The organism is Rubrobacter marinus, from assembly GCF_011492965.1.
Lineage (GTDB): Bacteria > Actinomycetota > Rubrobacteria > Rubrobacterales > Rubrobacteraceae > Rubrobacter_F > Rubrobacter_F marinus.
Window position 1 is genome coordinate 2751607 of record NZ_CP045121.1, and the last position, 17273, is coordinate 2768879.

General features: G+C 68.0%; 15 protein-coding genes. 5 read left to right on the forward strand and 10 right to left on the reverse strand.

The window, feature by feature from the left end; genetic code table 11:
• Nucleotides 1-73: 73 nt before the first annotated feature.
• The 5 genes from GBA65_RS14125 to GBA65_RS14145 form a co-directional block, all read right to left on the reverse strand.
• Complete coding sequence (locus GBA65_RS14125; RefSeq protein WP_166397093.1) at nucleotides 74-694, reverse strand: hypothetical protein; 621 nt, start codon at nucleotides 692-694, stop codon at nucleotides 74-76.
• Between the two features lie 240 nt (nucleotides 695-934).
• A complete protein-coding gene (locus GBA65_RS14130) occupies nucleotides 935-1603 on the reverse strand; it encodes a zinc metallopeptidase (protein WP_228281344.1) in 669 nt (222 codons plus the stop codon).
• A gap of 105 nt (nucleotides 1604-1708) precedes the next feature.
• A complete protein-coding gene (locus GBA65_RS14135) occupies nucleotides 1709-2419 on the reverse strand; it encodes a Bax inhibitor-1/YccA family protein (RefSeq protein WP_166397094.1) in 711 nt (236 codons plus the stop codon).
• Between the two features lie 106 nt (nucleotides 2420-2525).
• Nucleotides 2526-4481, reverse strand: coding sequence for an acetate--CoA ligase (gene acs / locus GBA65_RS14140; RefSeq protein ID WP_166397095.1), 1956 nt, complete (start codon nucleotides 4479-4481; stop codon nucleotides 2526-2528).
• A gap of 209 nt (nucleotides 4482-4690) precedes the next feature.
• Nucleotides 4691-5239 (reverse strand): hypothetical protein, encoded by a 549-nt coding sequence (locus GBA65_RS14145; protein WP_166397096.1) that lies wholly within the window; start codon nucleotides 5237-5239, stop codon nucleotides 4691-4693.
• Nucleotides 5240-5394: 155 nt separating this feature from the next.
• Between GBA65_RS14145 and GBA65_RS14150 the strand changes: the two genes are divergently transcribed.
• The 3 genes from GBA65_RS14150 to GBA65_RS14160 all read left to right on the forward strand — a co-directional run bounded on the left by GBA65_RS14150 (nucleotide 5395) and on the right by GBA65_RS14160 (nucleotide 8802).
• The gene (locus tag GBA65_RS14150; RefSeq protein WP_228281346.1) at nucleotides 5395-7320 is read left to right on the forward strand and encodes a sulfatase-like hydrolase/transferase; all 1926 of its coding nucleotides are present in this window, start codon (nucleotides 5395-5397) and stop codon (nucleotides 7318-7320) included.
• Between the two features lie 106 nt (nucleotides 7321-7426).
• A complete protein-coding gene (fabI, locus tag GBA65_RS14155) occupies nucleotides 7427-8203 on the forward strand; it encodes an enoyl-ACP reductase FabI (protein WP_166397097.1) in 777 nt (258 codons plus the stop codon).
• A gap of 329 nt (nucleotides 8204-8532) precedes the next feature.
• Complete coding sequence (locus GBA65_RS14160) at nucleotides 8533-8802, forward strand: hypothetical protein (RefSeq protein WP_166397098.1); 270 nt, start codon at nucleotides 8533-8535, stop codon at nucleotides 8800-8802.
• A gap of 324 nt (nucleotides 8803-9126) precedes the next feature.
• On the opposite strand, the gene dnaB is transcribed toward GBA65_RS14160, so the two are convergent.
• From dnaB to rpsF, 4 genes are all read right to left on the reverse strand, one after another.
• Nucleotides 9127-11976, reverse strand: coding sequence for a replicative DNA helicase (gene dnaB, locus GBA65_RS14165; protein ID WP_166397099.1), 2850 nt, complete (start codon nucleotides 11974-11976; stop codon nucleotides 9127-9129).
• A 150-nt stretch (nucleotides 11977-12126) separates the two neighbouring features.
• The gene (gene rplI, locus GBA65_RS14170) at nucleotides 12127-12576 is read right to left on the reverse strand and encodes a 50S ribosomal protein L9 (protein ID WP_166397100.1); all 450 of its coding nucleotides are present in this window, start codon (nucleotides 12574-12576) and stop codon (nucleotides 12127-12129) included.
• Between the two features lie 10 nt (nucleotides 12577-12586).
• On the reverse strand, nucleotides 12587-12841 hold the full coding sequence (gene rpsR, locus GBA65_RS14175) for a 30S ribosomal protein S18 (RefSeq protein WP_166397101.1): 255 nt from the start codon (nucleotides 12839-12841) through the stop codon (nucleotides 12587-12589).
• 27 nt (nucleotides 12842-12868) lie between these two features.
• Nucleotides 12869-13240 (reverse strand): 30S ribosomal protein S6, encoded by a 372-nt coding sequence (gene rpsF / locus GBA65_RS14180; protein WP_207955782.1) that lies wholly within the window; start codon nucleotides 13238-13240, stop codon nucleotides 12869-12871.
• A gap of 194 nt (nucleotides 13241-13434) precedes the next feature.
• On the opposite strand from rpsF, the gene GBA65_RS14185 reads away from it, so the two are divergent.
• The gene (locus tag GBA65_RS14185) at nucleotides 13435-14184 is read left to right on the forward strand and encodes an ABC transporter ATP-binding protein (RefSeq protein WP_166397103.1); all 750 of its coding nucleotides are present in this window, start codon (nucleotides 13435-13437) and stop codon (nucleotides 14182-14184) included.
• A 10-nt stretch (nucleotides 14185-14194) separates the two neighbouring features.
• Here GBA65_RS14185 and GBA65_RS14190 read toward each other — a convergent pair whose 3' ends face one another.
• Nucleotides 14195-14548, reverse strand: a complete 354-nt coding sequence (locus GBA65_RS14190; RefSeq protein ID WP_166397104.1) for a hypothetical protein — start codon at nucleotides 14546-14548, stop codon at nucleotides 14195-14197.
• A gap of 129 nt (nucleotides 14549-14677) precedes the next feature.
• Here GBA65_RS14190 and GBA65_RS14195 point away from each other — a divergent pair, with 129 nt between their 5' ends.
• Nucleotides 14678-17233: an ABC transporter permease gene (locus tag GBA65_RS14195; protein WP_166397105.1), complete on the forward strand. Its 2556-nt coding sequence runs from the start codon at nucleotides 14678-14680 to the stop codon at nucleotides 17231-17233.
• The last annotated feature ends 40 nt before the right edge of the window (nucleotides 17234-17273 follow it).

Below are 17273 nucleotides of genomic sequence, written 5' to 3' on the forward strand. Positions count from 1 at the left end.
AACACGCATTATACCCGACGGCCGGACTTTGCTAAAGGTTGCAACGCGTAAAGTTTCGCTGGTGGCGGCAGGCTCAGGCGGCCTTGCGTTCCAGGCGAAGCTCGACGCCCTGGCGCTTGGCGAAGAAGAGGAGGTCGTCGCGTATCTCCCCGAGGTCCTTGTCGAAGACGGTGAGGATGCAGAACCCGCACCTCCTGTAAGCCCAGAAGAAGGGCTCGAGGTCCCCGACCACCCCCGCGCCGGTGTGGAGGCCCCAGGCGTCCGTCAGGTCGAGGCGCTTCTCCGCGAGGTCCACGACGATGCTCCAGCCCTCGTCGGTGGGCACCTCGAAGTAGCCGGGCAGGTTGCCGGCCGGCAGTATGCTCGACCGGAGGTCGGCGGCGTAGGCCTTCTTGTGCGCCTCGACGCCCGCGAGGTACTCCGTGTCGTCGACGAGCTTCGGGGGCGACGGGGTGTAGAACCTGCCCTCCGTCACCTTCTGGCCCTCGGGGGCGTAGAACCCGACGAACGGCACCGGCGCGCGCCACAGGTGGCGTATCACCCCGAGCGTGACGTTGCGCCTGCCGCCTACCTCGCCGATCGTCTCCGCGAGGCGCGTGTTCGACAGCTTCATGTGCCGGGGCTCCCAAGGATGAGGCTCCCCCACGCTGCGCAACCTGCGCCGCCGCTTGGTTATGCGCTTGATCTCCTCCATGACACGAGCATTTTAGCACCACACGCATCTCGCAAAAGGCGATGCGTCCCGCGGCCCGTGGACCGTCTCACGAGCGCGAAAACACGGGTACGAAGCACCGTTACGGCAGCCGATTAACGCCGCAGCCGCCCCTGTACACCGAAGGCACGCACCTCCGTAACCCCTGCCGACGCTTCGCGGGGCACGAGAAGGGGGCGAGCCCGAAGGCCCGCCCCCTGGTGTTGCGTGCCGCGCTTCTCCCTAGTCCCGGCTGATCAGGAGCAGGTAGAGGAGCGTCAGGAGCGAGGTGAGCGCCGCCGCGATGTACGTGAAGGCCGCCGCCGTGAGAACGCGCCTGGTGCCGCCGGCCTCGTTGTGCGACAGGATGCCGTAGCGGGTCAGGAGGCCGTACGCCCTCGTGGAGGCGTTTATCTCGACGGGCAGCGTGACCACGTGGAAGGCGAGCACCGCCGCGAACGCGACCACCGCGAGCTGGATGAACAAGTTCGACTGCGTGAAGATGCCCATAAAGAACAGCGGGAACCACAGCTGGGTGCTGAAGTTCACGATCGGGAACAGCCCCGCGCGCGCCTTCATCGGCAGGTAGCCCGTGGCGTCCTGGATCGCGTGCCCCACCTCGTGGGCCGCGACGCTGATCGCCGCGATCGAGTTCTGCGCGAAGTTGCCCTCGGAGAGGCGCACGGTCTTGCTGCGCGGGTCGTAGTGGTCGGTGAGCTGGCCGGCCACGGGCTCGACGCGCACGTTGGTGAGGCCGTTGCGGTCGAGGATGGTCCGGGCGACCTGCTGGCCCGTCATCCCGCTGTAGCTTCTCTGCTTCGAGTACTTCTTGTACGAGCTGCGCACCCAGAACGCCGCGATGCTCGAGATGATTACGCCCACGATCATCACTAACAGATAACCGCCGAACACTTTTCCTCCTTAAGGAACTGGTTGGAACACCCATATTCTACTACGCGCCGCCGGAAACGAGGCCGCAATCGGCCCCGTTTCCGGGGCCCGAACGGCGTCTTCTCGCTACCTCCTCATGGCGATGAGGATGCGCAGGACGTAGTAGAAGAGCAGCGCGACGGCGGCGAAGAGCGAGAGCGAGGCGGCGACGTACTGGTCGGTCCGGTAGTAGTGGAGCACGTTGGAGGTGCTGTAGAGGATGGAGGCGGCGGCGAGGCCGACCATCGCGACCGAGAAGATGACGCCGAGGCTGAACCCGAAGAGCAGGCTCGCCACTATGAGCCCCAGGGCGACGAGGCTGCCGAGTATGATCGCCCCGCGCAGGAACGAGAAGTCCGCCCCGGTCGTGAAGACGACCGCCGTGAGGCCGAGGAACAGCGCCCCGGTGATGATGCCCGCCGTGGGCACCAGGGTCGGATCGTTGATGGAAATCGTCGCTATGTACAGCAGCGGCACGAAGATGAGCGCCTGCAAGACCACGTAGACGCCGAGCCCCACGTACTGCAGGCCGCGCGAGGCGTCGGAGCGGGCCCAGCGGTCCGCTATCCAGGAGGCCCCGATAAACAGCGCGAGCGTGAGCAGCCAGCTCTGCGTCAGGAGACCCGCGAGCGTGTCCCGCACCGCCGGCGTGCTGAAGATGGCCACCTCGAGCAGCACGAAGGCGAGGATGGCCCCCGCGAGGTGCGCGTAGGTCTTACGGATAAACCCGGCGCGCTCGTCGGGCAGGGCGTAGGCCGCGGCGCCCCGCCGCGAGCCGTACGGGGTGTTCAGCGCCATGTGGCAACCTCTCTCGTCGGATGGAACAACGAGCAGATTGTACGACGGCAGCAAAAAGGGGCGGGTGAAAAAGACCCGCCCCTTCGCTCGCTCCGCCGTGTTTGGACTACGTCTGGGCCGAGGCCTGCTTCTGGAGGTCCTCGACGACCGACGGGTCGGCCAGCGTCGTGGTGTCGCCGACGTCCTGGTCGCCCTCGGCGATCTTCTTGAGGATGCGCCGCATGATCTTGCCGCTGCGCGTCTTGGGCAGGTCGTCGACGGCCACCACCTGATCCGGCCTCGACGTCGGCCCGATCTCCGAGCGGACGTGGTCGCGCAGCTCCTTCATGAGCTCGTCGCTCGTCTCCCGGTCCCCCTCTAGGATCACGTACGCCCAGATCGCCTGGCCCTTGTCCTCGTCGGGCTTGCCGACGACCGCGGCCTCGGCCACGGCGTTGTGGCTGACCAGGGCGCTCTCGACCTCGGCCGAGGAGACGCGGTGGCCGGAGACGTTCATCACGTCGTCGACGCGGCCGGTGATGGTGTAGTAGCCATCCTCGTCGCGCTTGGCGCCGTCGCCCACGAAGTAGACCTCCGGGCCGTACGTCTCGAAGTAGGTCTCGCGGAAGCGCTCGGGGTCCTTGTACAAGGTCCTGAGCATGCCGGGCCACGGGCGCTTGATAACCAGGTTGCCCTGGCCCGCGCCCTCGACCTCGTTGCCCTCGTCGTCGTAGAGGCCCGGGAAGATGCCGGGGAACGGGTGGGTGGCGCTACCGGGCTTGGCCGTGGTGAGGGCGGGGAGCGGGGTGATCATGATGCCGCCCGTCTCCGTCTGCCACCAGGTGTCCACGATCGGGCAGCGGCTCCCGCCGATGTTCTCGTAGTACCAGACCCACGCCCTGGGGTTGATCGGCTCGCCGACGCTCCCGAGCACCCGCAAGGAGGAGAGGTCGTGCTTCTCGATGGGGCCGGTCCCGGTCTTCATGAACGAGCGGATGGCGGTCGGCGCCGTGTACAGGATCGTGACCGCGTGCTTCTCGATGACGTCGAACCAGCGGTCGTTCTCGGGGTAGGCCGGCGTCCCCTCGAACATGACGGTCGTCGCCCCGTTGGCGAGCGGCCCATAGACAAGGTAGGAGTGGCCGGTGACCCAGCCGACGTCGGCCGTACACCAGAAGATGTCGTCGTCCTTGAGGTCGAAGACCATCTTCGTCGTGGCCTTGACGTGCGTGAGGTAGCCGCCGGTGGTGTGCACGATCCCCTTGGGCTTGCCGGTGGAGCCCGAGGAGTAGAGGACGAAGAGCATGTCCTCGGCGTCGACCTCTTCGGCCGGGCACTCGTCGCTCGCCCCGCCCACGAGGTCGTCCCACCACTGGTCGCGCCCCTCGGTCATCGGGGCCTCGCCGCCGCCGCGCTTGACGACCACGACGCTCTGGACGCTGGGGGAGTCCTCGAGCGCCTTGTCCGCGTTCTGCTTGAGCGGGTTGGCCTTGCCGCCGCGCGGCGACTGGTCGGCGGTGACGAGCACCTTCGCCTCGGCGTCGTTGAGGCGGTCGCGCAGCGCCCCGGCCGAGAACGCGCTGAAGACGACGGAGTGCGGCGCCCCGATGCGGGCGCACGCGAGCATCGCGATGGCGACCTCCGGGATCATGGGCAGGTAGAGGCAGACCCGATCGCCCTTCTCCACCCCGAGGTCCTTGAGGACGTTGGCGAACTTCCTGACCTCGGCGGCGAGCTCGTTATACGTGTAAGTCTTCCCCTGGTCGGGCTCGTCGGCCTCCCAGATCAGGGCGGTCTTGTCGCCCTGGCCCTCTTCTATGTGCTTGTCGAGGCAGTTGTACGCGACGTTGGTCTTGCCCCCGACAAACCACTGGACCTCGGGCGGGTCCCAATTGAGGACCTGGTCCCACTCCTTGAACCAGTGGAGGTCCCGGGCGCACTCTTCCCAGAAGCCGTCGGGGTCTTCCTTGGCCCTCTCGTAGACCGACGGATCGCCGACTATGGCATTGTCCGCGAAGCCTTGCGGCGGCTCGTATCGGCGCTCCGCGAGATCCTCGTGGCCGTTCGCGCGGTCGTCACTCATGTTGCTCCTTTCCCCTTCTCCATATCTTCCCTGCGGGCCTCGAAACAGGCCGTGGCAGTCCCCCTGTGCGCGGAGAAGCATACCCGCGCCTCGCGGGAGCCAATCCGCCCGGACCCCGAAAGGCCATCGGGTGCAGCATAGTCATCGCCCAAGCCAGGGTCAACGCGATCACAACGCCCCGGTACTACCCGCCCCGCCCCACGGCCTCCCTACCCCCCCGACAGCCGCTCCAGGCGCTTGCGGAACCGGGCCGCGGAGCGGTCGTCCCCGGCCGCGCTCAGGACCTCGACGGCGCGGCGGCAGATCTCGGCGGCCTCGCCCCCCTCGCCCCGGTACTCGTACAGGACGGCGAGGCGCTCGTAGCAGAACGTGCCGGCGTGCCCGGCCGCGATCGCCGCCCGGCAGTGCTCCACGAAGCGCTCGAGCTCCGCCGGGTCCCGGCGGCCGCGAAAGTGCGTCTGGGCCAGGCAGACGTGGGCGAGCCCGAGATCCCCCGGCGTGCGCGCAAGCTCAAGCGCGCCGCGGCCCAGGGTCAGGGCGAGCTCACCGTCGCCCGCGGCACCGGCTTGGGCGCCGGTGGTCGCCAGCAAGGAGGATGGGCTCGTACCCGGGGCGATGACGGCGTAGGAGCGGAGGGCGCGGAACATCTCTTCGGTGCTCCCTTCGGGCAGGTCCAGGGCCGCGTAGGCGGAGAAGCGCGCGCGATCCTCTTCCGTGAGGGCGGCGAGAAAGGAGGCCAGGTGCTCCCAGTCGGACAAAGTTCTGCGCTCCTTTCGAAGATCTCGGCTGCGCGAGGAAGCGGAGTCGTATCGTTCTACAGAGATATGGCATATGTACCCGTAGGCCGTAAATTCTTTGTTAAAATCCTGCCCTTATGATCCGAAGAATAAGCGAAACGAAGACTATCGGTGGTTTGCGCGCCCTTCTAGCCCGGGAGGATTGGATCTACCTCCTCGGCCTGCTCGTGCCGTTGGCCGTGTACAACATCGGCCTCAAGGCGGCGCGCGTGCTCGGGCTCCCCGGTCCCGTGGGGCCCGTGGAGTTTCTGGATCAGGTGCGTTCGGAGGTCTTCTTCAACCTGGGCTACGCCGCGCTGTGGATCGGGCTCTTCGCCCTGGTGCGGCGCGGGGCCGGCCGGTGGGTCTTGCTCGTGCTCTTCCATCTCGCGGCGATACTGGTCGCGGCGATCGCGACGAGCGCCCACTTCTTCTACGAGACCACGGGCTCCGTCCTCGACTACGACCTCATCGTCCAGTCGCTCCACTCCTGGGGGGACATACAGGGCGTCATCGCGAACGAGACGACGACGCTGCACTGGCTGTTGATGTCCGTGGTGATCTTTTACGCGATAGCGGGACCGGCGCTCCTGACGGGCCTCTTCGGCTCGAGGCTGCACGTGCCCGTCGAGACGCCCGGCAGGGCGCGGTTCGCCCCGATCGCGGTCTCCCTTTTGGCGATCTCCCTCGGCGCCCTCTCGCTGCTGCCCGGCGTCACGGGGTCGAGCAAGTCCTTCTCCCGCGACCCGCTGGCGAACATGGTCGTCACGGAGTTCACCGAGCCGGACTTCGAGGAGACGAGCCCGGAGATAGAGACGCAGCTCGCCGCCGAGGACCTGCCGACGGACGCCTCCCTCGTCCAGAACGCGGGGACGCAGAAGCGCAACGTCGTGTTTATCCACCTGGAATCCACCCGCGCGCAGGCGACCACTCCCTACAACGAGGAGATGGAGACGACGCCGTTCATGGACAAGCTCGCGGACGAGAGCCTCATGGCCGAGAACGCCTACACCACCGTCCCGCACACCTCGAAGGCGATCACCGCCGTCAACTGCGGGATCACCCCGAACCTCGTCCGGCCGATCACGGAGGCCGAGCCCGACGGCATCCCGGCGCGGTGCCTGCCCGAGCTTCTGACGGATCAGGGCTACGACTCCGTCTTCTTCCAGTCGGCGACCGAGGACTTCGAGAACCGGCGCCAGATCGCGAAAAACTTCGGCTACGAGGAGTTCTACCCGCTGGAGGCGCTGCCGAAGGAGGGCTTCGAGCAGGCGAACTACTTCGGCTACGAGGACGACATCATGCTCCCCCCGAGCAAGCAGTGGCTCGAGGAGCAGAAGAAGACGGGTAGGCCGTTCGTCGCCGAGTACCTGACGGTGACGGTCCACCACGACTACAAGGTTCCGGGCCGCTACGGCTTCAAGGACTTCGCCGAGGAAGAAGAGTACAACCGCTACCTCAACACGATCTACTACCAGGACCGCTTCCTGGAGAACCTCATCGACCAGTACAAGGAGATGGGGCTCTACGAGGACACGATCTTCGTGCTCTACGGGGACCACGGGGAGGGCTTCGGTGAGCACGGGCGGCGCCAGCACGACAACACGATCTACGAGGAGGGCATCAGGATACCGCTCCTCATCCACGACCCGCAGCGCTTCGAGAACGGCATGCGCGTCATCCCGCCGACAAACCAGCTCGACGTGATGCCGACGGTGCTGGACCTCCTGGGCTACGGCGTCACCGGCGGGACCTACCCCGGCTCCTCGCTCGTCCGGCCGCTGCCGATGGACAGGGCGGTCTACGCCTCCTGCTTCTACGACCGGACCTGCATGGCGAGCATCAAGAACAACGAGAAGTACGTCTATCACTTCGGCAACCAGGAAGACGAGTACTTCGACCTCTCCGAAGACCCCGCCGAGAAGCAGAACGTCGCCGACGATCACGCCGAGGAGATAGACCGGCGCCGCGAGAGCCTCCTGGAGTGGCGCTCCAAGGTGAACACGATCTACGAGCGCCACCGCGACTCGCTCATGGGCGAGACGACGATGATGTCGGAGTAGCCCTGCGGCGAGCCTTCTAGCGGGCCCCGCGCGCTTCCCCTAGACTGTCCTCCTGCGTTTTCGACGCGCGTAGACCCTATGGATCCCAAGCGTTTCGGGAGGTTCGATGGCCGGTTTGCTTGAAGGCAAGAAGATACTCGTAACGGGCGTTCTGGACCGGCGTTCGATCGCCTACTCGGCGGCGCGTCTGGCGACGGAGCAGGGCGCCGAGATCGCCCTGACGGGCTTCGGGAGGGCGATGAGCCTGACGGCCCGGACCGCGAAGCGCCTCGGCGATCCTCCGGTCCTGGAGCTGGACGTGAACAAGCCCGAGGACATAGAAGCGGTCGCCAAAGACCTGAAGGAGCGCTGGGGCGAGCTCGACGGCATCCTCCACGCCGTCGCCTTCGCCCCCGAAGACGCCCTCGGCGGCAACTTCCTGACCGCCGAGTGGCCCTCGGTTGCCACAGCAGTGCAGACCTCGGCCTACTCCCTGAAGGCCCTCGCGGTCGGGCTCTCGGACCTGATGAAGCCGGGGTCCTCCGTCGTCGGCCTCGACTTCGACGCCCGCATCGCCTGGCCCGCCTACGACTGGATGGGGGTCGCCAAGGCGGCCCTGGAGTCCACCTCGCGCTACCTCGCCCGCGACCTCGGGCCGAAGGGGATACGGGTCAACCTCGTCTCGGCCGGTCCCTTGAGGACGCTCGCGGCGAAGGGCATCTCGGGCTTCGAGGAGATCGAGGGCGAGTGGGGACGCCAGGCCCCCCTGGACTGGAGCACCACCGACCCCGAGCCCGTCGGCCGCGCCGTCGTGAGCCTCCTCTCCGACTGGTGGCCGGCGACGACGGGCGAGCTGATCCACGTCGACGGCGGCTACCACGCGATGGGCGCCCCGATCCGGTAGGAGGGGCTCGGCGCGGCGAGCAGGCGCCCGGAGCCCCAGATCGCGAGCGTCCGAAGACCCGGCCGAACGGCTCAGCCGGCGCCGTTCCCTCGTCCCTGTCCCTGGGGCCCGCCGGACTTCTTCCCGGCGTCGTCGGGCTCGCCGACACCCTCCGGACGTCCTCTGCCCTCGGGCGGTCCCCCGCCGGGTCCGCTCGACCCTTCCGCCGCTTCCGCGTCGCCTCCGCCCTGTCCCCGGGCGCTCGCGGCGCCGCACTCCCCGAGGGCGTCGCCGTGACGCAGGTGGGCCCGCTGGGCGGGCGCTCCGACGGAGAGGGTTACCTTGCCCTTGTGGCAGAGCGTGGCCTTCTCCCGATCCCCATCGTCGGCGGCGCCCCCGGCTCCGGCCCCCAACTCATCGCCGTCCTCGGGCTCGACCGCGGGCCCGTCCTCGGCGTCGGGATCACCGGTATCGTCGGCCTCCGGCTCCTCCTCTGGGGCGTCGTTCCCCCGGGCTGCTCCGGCTCGGGCGTCTCGGGCTCCGTGACCTCCGGGGTGGTGGGCTCCGGGAGCTCCGGTTCGGGCTCCGTGGCCTCGGGGATGGTAGCTTCGGGGTGGTGACCCCGGTGGTGCTCGCCGCCGGTTCGTCGTTCTCGAAGGCGCCCTCCTGGGCAACGGTCACGCCGGCGACGGCCAGCAGTAGCAGGGCGAGGGTGGCGAAGATGACGGCGCGACGCATCTATGACTCCGATCCTACACAAGGGACGCTGTGCGCTCGTTATCGTCACGGCCGGCGGGGAGCTTTAGCCGCGCCTGCGGCTGGCTTCGTCTCGTGCGCCGGGCCGACTGGTCCGGCACCGCGCGGCTCCACCGCTCGTAGCTCGAGAGGGGGCTGCTCGATCGAGTTGTTGGGTTCGAGCGGTGCGGGAGGTGGCGCCGCAGGCTCTAGCGGCGGGCAAGGGAGGCGAACTTGGTGTACTGCTCGAGCCAGGCGAGCTGGACCTTGCCGGTGGGCCCGTTGCGGTGCTTGCCGACGATGACCTCTGCTATCCCCTTGTCGTCGGACTCCGGGTTGTAGTACTCGTCGCGGTACAGGAACATCACCATGTCCGCGTCCTGCTCGATGGCGCCCGAGTCGCGGAGGTCCGAGAGGAGCGGGCGCTTGTCGTGGCGCTGCTCGACGGCGCGACTAAGCTGGGCGATGGCGAGGACGGGGACGTCGAGGTCGCGGGCGAGCACCTTGAGGCCGCGGCTGATCTCCGCGATCTCCTGCTGGCGGTTCTCGCGGCCGTTGCCGACCATGAGCTGCAGGTAGTCGATGACGATGAGCGAGAGCGGCGGTCCGGGCTCCCCGTCCTCGTCCCTCTGGGAGTTCAGGCGCGAGGCGAGGCGGCGCGTCTTGGCGCGCATCTCCAGGAGGTTCACGCCGGCCGAGTCGTCGATCCAGATCGGCGCCCGCGCGACCTCCGCCACCCCGCGCACGAGCTTCGGCCAGTCCTCGGCCTTGACGTTCCCGCTGCGCAGATCTTGCGTCTTTATGCGCGTGGTCTGGCTTATCAGACGCTGGACGAGCTGCTCCTTGCTCATCTCCAGCGAGAAGATCGCGACGGGGAGCTTCTTGACCCCGGCGGCGTGCCAGATCGCGTTGAGCGCGAACGCCGTGTTGTGTACGCAGATGTCGTTGGCGACGAAGTTGTGCGTACCCGGGACCGTCAGGTCATAGACTTGCTGCTCGCCGATCGGTTCGATGCCGACGATCTCGTCCCAGTACACGTCGCTCTCGGCGAGATCTCTTAACCCTTGGTCGTCGAGCGCCCCGGCGAGACAGCCCATCCTGTCGCGGGAGAGAGCGCGCGCGCCGACGTGCAGGTTGTGACTCGGGCCGAAGCCCATGCGACGGGCGAGCGAGGCCCACGACTCCTCGCCCCGAGCCTCGTCTACGAGCCCCCACGCCTCGCGCGGCACGAGATCCCTGTTGGTGTGGGGCTTCCGGCCCTCCAGCGCCGCGACGATTCGTGTTAGCGCCGCCTCCTTACCGAAGATGCCTATCCCTTCGACGAAGGCACGGATGGACGTGGCGTCGGTGATGTCGAGCTGAAAGACCGGGCGGCGCGCTCCCTCGTATGCGACCGAGCGTGCTCGGAGCGACGCGACGACGCCGAAACGGAGCAGCAGGTGCTGCATCTGACGCGCCAGCTTCTCGCTGACGGTCGCGTAGCCCAGCTGTGCCTGCCCACTGGCGAGGACGGTGGCCCAACCGTCGGTCGCAAACATGCGGTCGAGGAACAGCGCCACCTCCTCGCGAGGCGCCTTGAAGAGGTTCTCCGGCACGAACTTCTCCCCCGCCGGCCTCCCCCAGAGGCCAAGCCCGTCCAGCCACCGCCTCAGGCCGTTCGGCGCGTTCTTGCGCGCTCCGTCTACTACCGCGAGGTCCAAGCCTACCGCGTCGTCGGCCAGCGCCTCGCGCAAGCGAAGGCACGTGTCGTCGTCGGGCACGGTCTTACCCCCGCACCAGTTCGTCAAAGAAGCGGGGCTGACCCGAATCTCCTCGGCGATCCGCCGCGCCGAGCGCGGCGAACTCCGGAGGGCGCGGCGCAGAACGAGGGCGAAGGAGATCCTGTGGCGCCGGACCTCCTCGCCGTCGGCGGAGACGCAGAGCGAGGGGACACGCTGCCCGCCCGACGATTCCTCGCGGACGCGCAGGCCGCCGAACTCGGCGACGGCACCGGCGAAATCTTCCCGTACCCTCGGATCTTTGTTGGTGAAGCGGGGCACGCCGCCCGTCATGTTGCCGTCGCCCAGCATGTACGCGAGCAGCTTGATCCTGTGGGCGCCCATCGGCTCGCTGCCGAAGACCGGCACCCGGCGCGGGACCGCAACCCGTTCCCCGACCGCGAGCTCGCCCAGCTTGCGCCAGCCCCCGACGGTGAGGAACGGATGCGTGATGGTGGTCTTTATCGTCCGCCCGAGGCGCGTCGTAACCCGGAACACCGGCTTGACCCCGTCGTCCACGTAGGCGCTGGGCCGCGCCCAGCCAAACTTCAGGTCCTCGCCGAGCGTCATCAGGGAACCCCGCTGCGTCCGAACGACCTCCTCTATCGTGACCACGCTGCCGTCGTCGAGCGTGATCTCCGCGTCGGCGCTCAGACACTTGCCCATCGCGGGCCTCGCGGCTAGGACCACCAGGTCGCTCTTGTGGAAGCCGGTCGTCAGGCCGTCGAGGTCCTCGAATCCGGTCTCGACGCCGGTGACCTCGCCCTCCTGGTCGTAGAGCTTCTGGATCATCTCCAGCGCCCCCGGCGCTAGCTCGGAGACGGGGGCGAGCTGCTCTTTCATGGTGCGGTTGGAGACGCCGTAGATGAGCTGTTCGGCGGCGTCGAGCGCCTGGGTGACGTCCTCGGGCTCGTTAAAGGCCTCTTCGGTGATGCGGCTTCCGGCGTCTATGACGGACCGCAGGAGCGCCTTGCCGCGCACGATGTCCGCGTAGCGGGCGGCGTTCGCCGCGGTCGGGACGCTCTCGACGAGCTGGAAGACGTACTGGCGCCCACCCACCCGGTCGAACTCGCCGACGTTCCGGAGCTCCCCGGCGAGGGTGAGCTGGTCTATGGGGTCGCCGCGCTCGGCGAGGCGCATCATGCACCTGTACAGGACCCGGTGCGTCTCGGAGTAGAAGTCCCCGTCCTGAAGCCGCTCGCTCACCACCGAGACGGCGGCCTCGGAGACGAGCATCGCCCCTATGACGGCGCGTTCGGCATCCAGGTCGTGCGGCGGCACGCGCGCATCGGCCGGGCCCATAGATGGCCCCGCCGGTACCCCCCGGATCCTCCCCCTGCTACTGCGTTCCATGGACTCCCAAGAATGGACCAAAAAGGACCCGTTACAAGACGGGGTCCTTAAGCCTCTAGTTCAGGTTGCCGCCCAAGTTACACTTGAGCTCGAGCCCTGTTACAGCTTGGGGACGACGATGACCTTGACGCTAGCCTCGATCTCGCCGTGCACCTGCACCGGCACCTGGTGGGTGCCGAGGGTGCGGATCGGCTCGTCGAGCTTCACGCGGCGCCGGTCGAGCCGGATGCCGCGGGCCCGCTCGATGGCCTGGGCGATGTTCGCGGGGGTGATCGAGCCGAAGATGCGCTCGTCCTCCCCGGTGCGCGCCTCGATCGTGATGACGCTCTTGTTCAGCGTGGCTGCGACCTCGCCGGCGCGCTCGGCCATGCGGCGGTCGCGCTCCTCGGCCTCCTGGATCTCGCGGCGCGCCTCCTCCATCTTGGCGGCCGTCGCGACCTCGGCGAGGCCGCGCGGGACCAGAAAGTTGCGCACGTAGCCGCGGCTCACGTCCACGATCTCGCCGCGCGAGCCGATCTTCTCTACGTCCTGCTTCAGGATCACCTGCATGGAAAGCCTCCTACTGCCCGGCCACGTACGGCAGGAGCGCCATCTCGCGGGCGCGCTTGATCGCGGCGGCCGCCTCGCGCTGGTGTTGCGGGCAGAGCCCGGTCACCCTACGGGCGCGGATCTTGCCGCGGTCCGACGTGAACCTGCGGAGCATGTTGTAGTCCTTGTAGTCCACGTAGGTGATGTCTTCCTTGTGGAACACGCAGGGCTTCGCCTTGACCGGACGCTCCCGGCGCGAGCCGCCGCTCCTTCTCCTCTGACCCATATCTCTGTCTCCTCTTCCCTTCGGGCGCTAGCCCGCGACCTCGGCCGTCGCCTCTTCGGAGAGCGTCTTGGCCGCGTAGTTCTCCGGGAGCTTCACGACCATGTGCCTCAGGACGTCGTCGGAGACGCGCAGGATGCGCTTGAGCTCCACGAGCGTCCGCTCGCCGGCGGTGAACTCCATGACGAAGTAGAAACCGTCCGTGCGGTGGTCGATCTCGTACGCGAGCTTGCGGCGACCCCAGTTGTTCTGGTCGCCGACCTCGCCGCCCGTCCGCTCGATGATGGTGCGAAAACGCCCCACCGTGTTCTCGACCTGCTCCTCGTCGAGCTCCGGTATGACTATGAGCATGACTTCGTAAGTATCTATCTTGCGCCTCCTCCGGTCTTCTCGGCTTCCCACAAACGGATGGCTCCGCCCGGAAAGCAGGGGCTGTATTGGATTACCCGGCTAGTCTAACAGTAGTGTCATGAAGTTACAAACTAACCGGGGCCGCTCCCGCTTCGAATCGGCGAGCGTCGGTCGGCCTGCCTTAGAGGTGCCCGTCCCGTATCCGGCTTCACCTTGCTCCTTTCGCGCCCGGCTATACTCGATGCGTGAACGAAGGGGCAAAAGCCGCGGTCGAGGTCGTGGATCTGGGGAAGACCTACGGGTCGGGGCCGACGGCGGTGCGGGCTCTGAAGGGTATCTCCCTGGGTTTCGCGGGCGGGGAGTTCGCGGCGATCATGGGGCCCTCCGGGTCGGGGAAGAGCACGCTGCTGCACATCCTGGGGGCGTTGGAGGAGCCTTCTTCGGGGCGGGTCGTGATCGGGGGGACGGAGCTCTCCGGGCTCTCGGACAAGAAGCTCACGCTCCTCAGAAGGGCCCGGATGGGCTTCGTCTTCCAGGCCTACAACCTGATCCCGACGCTCACGTCCGAGGAGAACGTGATGCTTCCGGTCCTGATCTCCGGCGAGGGGACCGCGAAGTACGAGGAGCGTCTCGACGAGCTCTTCTCGCTCGTCGGGCTGGGGAAGCGGCGGAGCCACAGGCCGGACGAACTCTCGGGGGGCGAGCAGCAGCGCGTCGCCATCGCCCGGGCCCTCGTGCGCGGCCCGGACCTCATCCTCGCCGACGAGCCGACCGGCAACCTCGACTCGAAGACGGGCGCGGGCGTGCTGGATCTCTTGCGCGAATCGGCGGCGCGCTACGGCCAGACGGTGGTGATGGTCACGCACGACGCACGGGCGGCGGCCGTGGCCGACAGGGTGGTCTTCCTCGCCGACGGCAAGGTCGTGGACGAGGCCAGGGAGCCGGACGCCGACGAGATCTTCGAGCGCATCAGGACGCTCGAATCCGCGGGGTAGTGGTAGCCGGTCAGGCCGTCCCGGCCAGCGCGAAGCTCAGGACGACGAGGGCGACGACGCCGAGGACAACGAGGCCGTTCAGGGCCGTTCCGATGGCGGCGAAGAGCTTTCTGCGCCGGCGCTGGACGAGGCCGGCGATCCCGAGCCCGAGGCCGAGGAGGGTCAGCAGCACGCTGACGAGGAACCCGAGCCCGATAAGGCCCGCGACCACGACTACCGGCGAGTCCTGGTTTATCTCCTGGGGGTTCAAGTCCTGCGGGTTGACGTCGCCGAGCGCGGAAGAGAAGAGGATCGGGGCGAGGACGACGAGGAGGATGATCGCGACGACGGCCACGACGCCGAGCACGAACGAAGCTATTCCCATCCGCGAATGCCTGTCTTCCCGCCCGACCTCGCCGTGCTCCATCGCGTCCTCTCGACCGTTGCCACCCGGAAGAAGTGTAGGACAGCGCCGGAAGACCATCAAACCCCGCGGACCGGTCGGGACCGGCGGATGAAGCTGAGGCGTTTCTACAACCTGTCCCTGCGGAACCTCGGCGCCAGGCTCCAGCGCACGCTCCTGACGACCGTCGGGATCGTGCTCGGCGTCGGCATCGTCTTCGGGGTCATAACGCTCTCGGACACGATGTCCGGCGCTTTCAGGGAGCTCTTCTCCCGCGCCTACGGAGCCGCCGACCTGACGGTGACGGCGGCGGGCGGGAACGGTCCGTTCGACGAGGGAGTGCTCGAAGAGGTGCGCGCCACAAGGGACGTCGGATCGGCGGCTCCCAGGCTCTCCCAGCCGGCCTCCCTGCTGCTCGGGGGGACGGACGAGCGGGGGCTGCCGGAGGTGCGGAGCATGCGCGTCTTCGGGGTCGAGCCCGAGACGGCGGCGCTCGCCACCGGCTTCGAGCTCGCCGGGGGCAGATACCCCAGAGAAGGGTCAGAGGTCGCGCTAGATGGCAACTCGGCCGAGTCGCTCGGGGCGCGCCCGGGCGACGAGATCAGGATCGGGACGGCCCAGGGGCCGGTCGAGCTCACGGTGGTGGGCACGCTCAGGATACCCGGGGGCTCCTTCGGCGGGGTCTCGTTCGGGATGATGCCGCTCCCCGAGGCTCAGGAGGTCTTCGACAAGCCCGGCAAGATCACGGGCATCGCCGTAGAGGCGACGGACGACGGCGCGGTCGCGGCGCTCCAGGGGAGGCTCGACGACGGGCTCGGGGAGGGGTTGCAGGCCGAGAGGAGCGAGACGCGAACCTCGCAGGTCGACTCGCAGTTTCAGGCCTTCAGGATAGCGCTGCTCTTCTTCGCCGGGACCGCGCTCTTCGTCGGGGCGTTCCTCGTCTTCAACGCCCTCTCGATGACCGTGCTTGAGCGGACGCGCGAGCTCGGGATGCTGCGCGCTCTGGGGGCGACGCGGGCGATGATCTCGCGCTCCGTGATCCTGGAGGCGATGGTCCTCGGGCTTATAGGATCGGTCCTCGGCCTCCTCCTGGGCTACGGGATGGCGAAGGGCCTCGTCTACCTCTTCGGCCGGGCCTTCCGCTTCGAGGTGACGCAGCTCTCCCTCTCCCCCTTCGCCCTCGTCGCCGCCGTCGTCGTCGGCCTGCTCGTGACGGTCCTCGCGGCCCTCTACCCGGCCCTGCGCGCCGGGAGGGTGAGCCCCGTCGAGGCGATGCGGGCGCGGACGGGCGGGGCCTCCGGCCGGGCGGGGCGGACCCCGATCCTCCTGCCCGTCCTGGGGCTCCTGCTCGTGGGGATCGGGGCGCCGTGGACGTACTACCTGGCGAAGAACCTCTCGACGGAGCTCGACGGGCTCTTGTACGCGTCGGGGATCGCGGGGGTCGTGGGGACGTTCCTCGGGGTCTCCCTGATCATCCCCGCGCTCGTCCGGCCGCTCGCGGCGCTCTTCTCCCCCTTCTTGAGGCTCCTCTTCGGGGTCGAGGGGAAGATGGCGGCGACGAACGCGACGAGAAACCGGGGGCGGACGGCACTGACGGCCTCGGCGCTGATGGTCGGGATCTCGCTCGTCGTGGCCTTCAGCGCCCTCGGCGGGAGCGTGCTCGGCTCGATCCGGGCGTACCTCGAAGGCTCGCTCGGCAGCGACTTCGTCGTGCAGCCGGCGAACTCGGATTTCGACGTGACCTTTTCGGGGAAGCTCGAGGAGGCAGTCGCCCGCGTGCCGGGCGTGGCGGAGACGACCGGCATCGCCACCACGATCCGGCGCGACGGGCGGGAGGTGAGCGTGGTGCTCGGCGTGGACGAGCGCTACCCCGAAATCTTCCGCCTCAACATCGACGGCGGCACCGACGCCTTCTCGGCGCTCGACGAGGGCGGGGCCCTCGTCGGCTCGCAGCTCGCCGAGAAGCGCGGGCTGGAGGCCGGCTCCACCGTCGAGCTGCAGGGCATCCGGGGGACGCGGGAGTATGCCGTCGCCGGGATCGTCGAGAACGATCTGCTCGCCGCGGGCACCGGGGTGTACGTCTCGAAGGAGACGATGGCCCGCGACTTCGGGGTGGACTCCGACGGCTTTCTCGCCATAAAAGCCGAGCCGGGCGCCGACCGGGGGGAGATCGGTAGGGAGGTCGGGGCGGTCTTGAAGGACTACCCGCAGCTCACGCTCTACTCCAACGCCGAGTGGAAGGAGCAGATAGAGAGCGACTTCAACCGCCAGTACGTGTTCTTCTACGCCATCATGGGCGTCTCCGTCGCCGTCTCCGCCTTCGGGGTCGTCAACACCCTCTCCATGAGCGTCTTCGAGCGGACGCGGGAGATCGGCATCCTGCGCGCCATCGGCACGACGCGCTTCCAGGTCGGCCGGCTCATCATCGACGAGGGCGTCGTCATAAGCCTCATCGGGTGTACCGTGGGGATCGTGGTGGGCTCCCTGCTCGGCTACCTCTTCGTCCTGGGCTCGTCGGCGGGCGGCTTCGAGGTCGCCTTCTACTACCCGCAGATACCGGCGATCCTGGCGCTCGTCTCGGGTCTTTTTATAGGAGTCTTCGCCGGGCTCCTCCCCGCCCGCTCCGCGGCGAGGACGAACATCGTCGAGGCCGTTCAGTACGAGTGACGAAGCAGTCGGGTCTCACGCGTCGCAGTTAGGGAGCGCG